Below are 6,516 nucleotides of genomic sequence, written 5' to 3' on the forward strand. Positions count from 1 at the left end.
GAATAGACTTTAAACTATGAATATACAAGAATAAGCATTGCATAACGTATAAGGGAAGTGTTTTTTTAATGAAGGTGTCATCGTTTTACCGGGATACGTGGATCGAAGTGGATTTAGATGCTATTCACGAGAATGTAAGGCATGCAAGAGAGCATATTCCCGAAGATGTAGAGTTATTTGCAGTTGTAAAGGCAAATGCATATGGTCATGGAGCGGCTTATGTAGCAAGAGCAGCGCTAGAAGCAGGAGCTACTCGTTTAGCGGTCGCATTTCTGGACGAGGCATTAGCTATGAGAAGAGCAGGGATTACTGCACCTATTTTAGTTTTGGGAGCTGTACGTCCGCAAGATGTAAATATAGCTGCTGCAAGCAATGTAGCCCTGCCGGTTTTTGATGCTGAGTGGTTGAAGCAAGCTAAGGAAGTATGGAATAACAATCATCCCTTACGTCTTCATATTACATTTGATAGTGGAATGGGACGTATTGGAATACGATTAAAAGAAGAATTAGCCGCTTGCCTTGAACAACTTAAGGATATCCCTGATTTTGTAATCGAGGGAGCCTTTACCCACTTTGCAACAGCAGATGAATTAGACACAACATATTTTGAAAAACAATATGCTACCTTCCAGCAACAAATACACTGGCTTGAAGAGATGCACGGACGCCCTGCACTCATTCATTGTGCGAATAGTGCGACAAGTTTACGATTTTCCGATTGCTTATTTAATGCAGCGCGCATTGGTATCATTATGTATGGGCTTACCCCATCTCCAGAAATGAATACGCTTCTTCCGTATAAGCTGAAAGAAGCTTTCTCACTTCATAGTAAAATTGTTCATGTAAAGCAAATTGAAAGTGGGGAAAGCGTAAGCTACGGGGCTACGTATACAGCACAAGAGCCAGAATGGATTGCAACAGTACCAATTGGGTATGCTGATGGATGGATTCGGAAATTACAAGGCTTTGAAGTTTTAGTAGATGGTATGAAGGTTTCGATTGTCGGTCGTATTTGTATGGACCAAATGATGATCAGGCTTCCTTATAAATTACCGGTAGGTACACATGTCACGTTAATTGGTACGCAAGGAAATGAAGCGGTTAGTCCAGATGATGTTGCTGCATATTTAGGTACCATTAATTATGAAATTACTTGTATGATTAATTTCCGTGTACCTCGTGTTTTTCGAAAGAATGGTCAAATTGTAGGAATTGAAAACCTACTAACCGAACGTTAAGAAAAGGAAAGAACATCTGTAATAGATTCAGATGCGAATGATTCCTTGTTTGCTTGGTAAAGATAAACAAGAAGCGAGGAAGGCTTTGCAACTTGCACCATACAATGGTATGATGAAAATAAGTGTCAATATATATAATTTGGTGTGTGTAGTGACGTTGGAGGTGTGACTTCGTGTCGGAATCAAGTGTGACGACAGAAATAGTTATTCGTTTGCCCAAACAAATCGTATCAGAGCTTGATGGAATCGGGAAACAGGAAAAATGCAACCGAAATGAACTGATTTACGAAGCAACTAAAATGTTTTTGCGGCAACACAAAACAAAGAAGCGTTATCAACATGAATCCATGAGACGTGGATATATTGAAATGGGAGAAATTAATCTTAATATTGCCTCTGAATCCTTTCTAGCGGAGTATGAAGCAGCTCATACGGTAGAACGCTTAGTTAGCGGGGGGTAATCCTTTTGATTGTAAAACGTGGTGACGTTTATTTTGCAGATCTTTCTCCGGTTGTTGGTTCTGAACAAGGTGGAGTGCGTCCTGTTCTTGTGATTCAAAACGATATTGGGAATCGATTTAGCCCAACAGTGATTGTAGCTGCAATTACAGCCCAGATCCAAAAGGCAAAGTTGCCTACTCATGTAGAAATCGATGCGAAGCGCTATGGATTTGAACGGGACTCTGTTATTTTGTTAGAGCAAATTCGAACAATCGATAAGCAGCGTCTTACGGATAAAATTACTCACTTAGATGAAGGTATGATGAGTCGAGTAGACGAAGCCTTACAAATTAGCTTGGGACTTATAGATTTTTAATGATTCAGAAAGTTGCTCTCTGCACGTGTAGAGGGCAATTTTTTTTAAAGAAAGATAGAATGGTGAAGGAGGATAAGAATGGCTATTAGCACGGATCAGAAGCAAGCAATTGTTCGTGACATTTCTGCTGAACTTGGTATTCCAAATAAACATATACATAATGTTATTCAATTAACAGAAGAAGGCAATACATTACCCTTTATTGCACGTTATCGAAAGGAATGGACAGGCTCTCTCGATGAAGTGCAAATACGAAATGTATTAGATAAATGGCAGTATGCAGTAAATCTACAAACAAGAAAAGAAGAAGTGCTTCGTTTAATTGAAGAAAAAGGAAAGCTTACAGATGAGTTGAAGCATAAGCTGTTAGTCGCTACTAAATTACAAGAAATAGAGGATTTATATAGACCATTTAAAGAAAAGAGAAGAACAAAGGCAACGATAGCAAAGGAAAAGGGATTAGAGCCGCTTGCACAGTGGCTTTTCACACTTCCTCTTCATGGAGATGTATTGCAAAAGGCAAAGGACTACGTTAACGAAGAGAAGGAAGTGCATTCGGAAGAAGAGGCACTGCAAGGAGCAAAGGATATTATTGCAGAACAAATTGCAGATGAAGCTTCTTATCGTACATGGATTCGGAACACAATCTTTCATAAGGGTGTTATAACGTCTTCTGTTAAGGATAAAGAGAAGGATGAAAAAAATGTCTATGAGATGTACTATGAATATTCGGAGACGATTAGCAAGATTGTGCCCCACCGCATCCTGGCGATGAATCGTGGAGAAAAAGAAGATATCGTCAAGATTTCTGTCGTTCCGCCTGTAGATGAGATTATCCACTATTTGAAGAAAAGAATTATTGCTTCCGCATCATCACCGGCTGTTCCGTTTGTTGAAGAAGCGATTGAAGACGGCTATAAACGCCTTATTCAGCCTTCTATTGAACGTGAAATTCGCAAGGAGCTAACAGAGGTAGCGGAAAAACAGGCCATTCATATTTTCTCAGAAAATTTACGAAATCTTCTTCTGCAGCCACCGTTAAAAGGAAAACTAGTTCTAGGTGTGGACCCTGCTTATCGAACGGGCTGTAAATTAGCTGTGGTAGATGAAACGGGTAAAATGCTATATATTGATGTGATTTATCCTCACCCGCCTAAAGCGAAACCGAAAGAAGCGAAAGAAAAATTCATTTCGATCCTGCAGCAATATGATATCCAAGTAATTGCAATTGGAAATGGGACTGCTTCTAGGGAAACAGAGCAATTTGTTGCAGATATACTGAAAGAAGTAAATCGAGACCTATTTTATCTTCTTGTAAATGAGGCGGGAGCTAGTGTATATTCTGCATCTGAACTAGCACGTGAAGAATTTCCTGCTTTACATGTTGAAGAACGAAGCGCCATTTCCATTGCGCGCAGACTTCAAGATCCATTAGCTGAATTAGTGAAAATAGATCCGAAATCTGTTGGGGTTGGACAGTACCAGCATGATGTATCACAAAAAGAGTTGAATGATAGTCTTGCATTTGTAGTTGAGACAGCTGTAAACCAAGTCGGAGTGAATGTGAATACGGCATCCTCATCGCTTCTTCAATATGTATCTGGTTTATCAAAAACAGTGGCTAAAAACATTGTGAAGCAAAGAGAGGAAAGCGGGAAATTTAAAAGTCGGGCAGAACTGAAGGGAATTCCTAGACTCGGTGCGAAGACGTATGAGCAATGTATCGGATTTTTGCGTGTTCAAGAAGGAGAAAATCCATTGGACCGTACAAGCATACATCCGGAACGATATGATGATGTTGAGAAATTGCTTGGACAGCTTTCGTTGGTAAAGCAGGATTTAGGAACAGACCGTCTAAAACAAACGCTAGAAGATATTGATATACAGAGGTTATCAAGTGAAACGGGAATAGGCGAGCCGACTCTATGTGATATTGTAGATGCGCTTATACGCCCAGAACGTGATTTACGTGATGAATTGCCAAAGCCAATCTTGAAGAAAGGTATTCTTCATTTAGAAGATTTGAAGCGAGGAATGGAGATAGAAGGTACAGTTCGAAATGTTGTTGATTTTGGTGCATTTATTGACATCGGCGTTAAGCAGGACGGGCTTGTTCATATTTCAAAGCTAAGCAATCATTATGTGAAGCATCCTCTTGATGTTGTTTCAGTAGGACAAATTGTGAAAGTATGGATTGATAGCGTAGATGTTCAAAAGGGTCGGGTTTCATTATCTATGCTTCCGCTTGATGATGTAAAAGCGTTGTAGCGTAGTAGAGGATACATACATATGCTCCACTGTTAGCTCTGCAACTTTCTATAGAAAAACCAACATTCATTTAGTAGTTTGATTCGATATCGATTTTTCTCTAAGTAGGCACGACGCATTTGGTTTTGAAGCCATGAAGGCATAATGGTACCTCCTTTTATTTTAATTGTAGAAAGCATAAAAAGTATGTCTAGTGTTCCCGGTTCGCTTCTTTTCGTCAGAGATCTTTTGTTTTCTGCGGCAAAGCGAACCGGGCTTGTTTTTGATTAGCTCGAATTATTTCTGGAGAATGGGTATATGTACAGTGTATGCATAGGACAAATGGAGAGTGTATTTCTTTTAAGGGAGAGATTTTAATGGAGGACTTCGAGTTGCAGCAACTAGTAGAGGGCATTTCCTTGCAATATTTTTCTAAGACATTTCGTCATCAAGCGTTATTTAATAAACGACTTCGTACGACGGGAGGACGATATTTGCTTCGTAATCATAATATTGAACTGAATTGGAAATATTACGAAACATTTGGGGAAAAAGAATTAATTAAAGTAATTAAGCATGAATTGTGTCACTATCATTTGCATTTAGAAGGGAAAGGATACCGTCATCGAGATGCAGATTTTCGAAATTTGCTCAAGCAGGTAGATGCCCCTCGTTTTTGTAAAAGTATTCCTTCTGTACAAAAAAAGACATCGGCTACCTTTTACGAATACAAATGTTCAAATTGCGGATGCCGATACACGCGAAGAAAACGTATGAATACAGCACGTTATGTGTGTGGAAGGTGTAAAGGTAAGCTTGTAAGCGTATAAAAAATACCTTGACAGAAAAGGGGGCTATTCAGTATATTATAAACGTGTCACAGGATGATAATGTTGCGTTTTTAGTCTTGACTTACATCATATTGTTTAATACAATATATTGAGTCTCGTCTCTAATGTCGATTATAGTAAGTTATTATAACGATTAGAATGTAGCATTTACTTTATATTATTCCGCAATAGCTCAGCGGTAGAGCAATCGGCTGTTAACCGATAGGTCGTAGGTTCGAATCCTACTTGCGGAGCCATTATAGAGAAGTACCCAAGAGGCTCAAGGGGCTCCCCTGCTAAGGGAGTAGGTCGGGTTACCGGCGCGAGGGTTCGAATCCCTTCTTCTCTGCTCTGGCCCGTTGGTCAAGCGGTTAAGACACCGCCCTTTCACGGCGGTAACACGGGTTCGATTCCCGTACGGGTCATTGTTTTATTAAATTAATGGTTGCCTTTTAATGCAACCTATGTTAAATTAACTATTGTCGCTTCAAATTGAAGTGTACTACTTTATTATTTCTTTGGGCTATAGCCAAGCGGTAAGGCAACGGACTTTGACTCCGTCATGCGTTGGTTCGAATCCAGCTAGCCCAGCCAATATGAGCCATTAGCTCAGTGGTAGAGCATCTGACTTTTAATCAGAGGGTCGAAGGTTCAAGTCCTTCATGGCTCACATTTCTTTGCGGGTGTGGCGGAATTGGCAGACGCACCAGACTTAGGATCTGGCGCCTTTGGCGTGGGGGTTCGAGTCCCTTCACCCGCACCATTTATCTACGCTACGCGGTCGTGGCGGAATGGCAGACGCGCTAGGTTGAGGGCCTAGTGGGGGAAACCCCGTGGAGGTTCAAGTCNTTATCTACGCTACGCGGTCGTGGCGGAATGGCAGACGCGCTAGGTTGAGGGCCTAGTGGGGGAAACCCCGTGGAGGTTCAAGTCCTCTCGGCCGCATTTAAATTAAAAAAACACTTGCTTTTTTAATTTAAACATGATACTATATAAAAGTCGCTTCGGTGACAAATTAATAATTTATGCGCCCATAGCTCAATTGGATAGAGCGTTTGACTACGGATCAAAAGGTTGGGGATTCGAATTCTCCTGGGCGCGCCATAAACGGGAAGTAGCTCAGCTTGGTAGAGCACCTGGTTTGGGACCAGGTGGTCGCAGGTTCGAATCCTGTCTTCCCGACCATGCGGGTGTGGTTTAATGGTAGAACATCAGCCTTCCAAGCTGATGGCGTGGGTTCGATTCCCATCACCCGCTCTTGAGTTCTTTGAAAACTAAACAAAACATGAAACGTCAGTTTTTTAATAAGCTTAGACAAACTTAACTTTTATGGAGAGTTTGATCCTGGCTCAGGATGAACGCTGGCGGCGTGCCTAATACATGC

Annotated in this window: 6 protein-coding genes, 10 tRNA genes and 1 rRNA gene; 16 read left to right on the plus strand and 1 reads right to left on the minus strand. The window is 40.9% G+C overall.

Annotated features, from left to right (window positions below):
* The first annotated feature begins 68 nt into the window (after nucleotides 1-68).
* The 4 genes from alr to ACM5BR_RS17590 all read left to right on the plus strand — a co-directional run bounded on the left by alr (nucleotide 69) and on the right by ACM5BR_RS17590 (nucleotide 4,323).
* The gene (alr, locus tag ACM5BR_RS17575; protein WP_416829379.1) at nucleotides 69-1,238 is read left to right on the plus strand and encodes an alanine racemase; all 1,170 of its coding nucleotides are present in this window, start codon (nucleotides 69-71) and stop codon (nucleotides 1,236-1,238) included.
* A 173-nt stretch (nucleotides 1,239-1,411) separates the two neighbouring features.
* On the plus strand, nucleotides 1,412-1,699 hold the full coding sequence (locus tag ACM5BR_RS17580; RefSeq protein WP_416829381.1) for an antitoxin endoai: 288 nt from the start codon (nucleotides 1,412-1,414) through the stop codon (nucleotides 1,697-1,699).
* A gap of 5 nt (nucleotides 1,700-1,704) precedes the next feature.
* Nucleotides 1,705-2,055, plus strand: a complete 351-nt coding sequence (gene ndoA, locus ACM5BR_RS17585; protein ID WP_379971258.1) for a type II toxin-antitoxin system endoribonuclease NdoA — start codon at nucleotides 1,705-1,707, stop codon at nucleotides 2,053-2,055.
* A gap of 78 nt (nucleotides 2,056-2,133) precedes the next feature.
* Nucleotides 2,134-4,323 carry a Tex family protein gene (locus ACM5BR_RS17590; protein WP_416829383.1) on the plus strand — a complete coding sequence of 730 codons (2,190 nt, stop codon included), beginning with the start codon at nucleotides 2,134-2,136 and terminating at the stop codon, nucleotides 4,321-4,323.
* Between the two features lie 32 nt (nucleotides 4,324-4,355).
* On the opposite strand, the gene cmpA is transcribed toward ACM5BR_RS17590, so the two are convergent.
* Nucleotides 4,356-4,466 (minus strand): cortex morphogenetic protein CmpA, encoded by a 111-nt coding sequence (gene cmpA, locus ACM5BR_RS17595; RefSeq protein WP_416829384.1) that lies wholly within the window; start codon nucleotides 4,464-4,466, stop codon nucleotides 4,356-4,358.
* A 213-nt stretch (nucleotides 4,467-4,679) separates the two neighbouring features.
* Between cmpA and ACM5BR_RS17600 the strand changes: the two genes are divergently transcribed.
* The 12 genes from ACM5BR_RS17600 to ACM5BR_RS17655 all read left to right on the plus strand — a co-directional run.
* Nucleotides 4,680-5,132, plus strand: coding sequence for a SprT family protein (locus tag ACM5BR_RS17600; RefSeq protein ID WP_416829386.1), 453 nt, complete (start codon nucleotides 4,680-4,682; stop codon nucleotides 5,130-5,132).
* Nucleotides 5,133-5,314: 182 nt separating this feature from the next.
* Nucleotides 5,315-5,389, plus strand: a tRNA-Asn gene (locus tag ACM5BR_RS17605).
* A gap of 4 nt (nucleotides 5,390-5,393) precedes the next feature.
* Nucleotides 5,394-5,481 (plus strand) — tRNA-Ser (locus tag ACM5BR_RS17610).
* Nucleotides 5,482-5,485: 4 nt separating this feature from the next.
* Nucleotides 5,486-5,557, plus strand: a tRNA-Glu gene (locus tag ACM5BR_RS17615).
* Nucleotides 5,558-5,651: 94 nt separating this feature from the next.
* Nucleotides 5,652-5,726 (plus strand) — tRNA-Gln (locus ACM5BR_RS17620).
* A 4-nt stretch (nucleotides 5,727-5,730) separates the two neighbouring features.
* Nucleotides 5,731-5,802, plus strand: a tRNA-Lys gene (locus tag ACM5BR_RS17625).
* Nucleotides 5,803-5,811: 9 nt separating this feature from the next.
* Nucleotides 5,812-5,895 (plus strand) — tRNA-Leu (locus ACM5BR_RS17630).
* A 99-nt stretch (nucleotides 5,896-5,994) separates the two neighbouring features.
* A tRNA-Leu gene (locus tag ACM5BR_RS17635) sits at nucleotides 5,995-6,077 on the plus strand.
* An 82-nt stretch (nucleotides 6,078-6,159) separates the two neighbouring features.
* A tRNA-Arg gene (locus tag ACM5BR_RS17640) sits at nucleotides 6,160-6,236 on the plus strand.
* A 4-nt stretch (nucleotides 6,237-6,240) separates the two neighbouring features.
* Nucleotides 6,241-6,317, plus strand: a tRNA-Pro gene (locus tag ACM5BR_RS17645).
* A 1-nt stretch (nucleotide 6,318) separates the two neighbouring features.
* A tRNA-Gly gene (locus ACM5BR_RS17650) sits at nucleotides 6,319-6,389 on the plus strand.
* Between the two features lie 69 nt (nucleotides 6,390-6,458).
* Nucleotides 6,459-6,516: ribosomal RNA gene (locus tag ACM5BR_RS17655) — 16S ribosomal RNA — on the plus strand; the annotation flags it as partial.

The organism is Ectobacillus polymachus, assembly GCF_048159605.1.
GTDB lineage: Bacteria > Bacillota > Bacilli > Bacillales > Bacillaceae_G > Ectobacillus > Ectobacillus polymachus.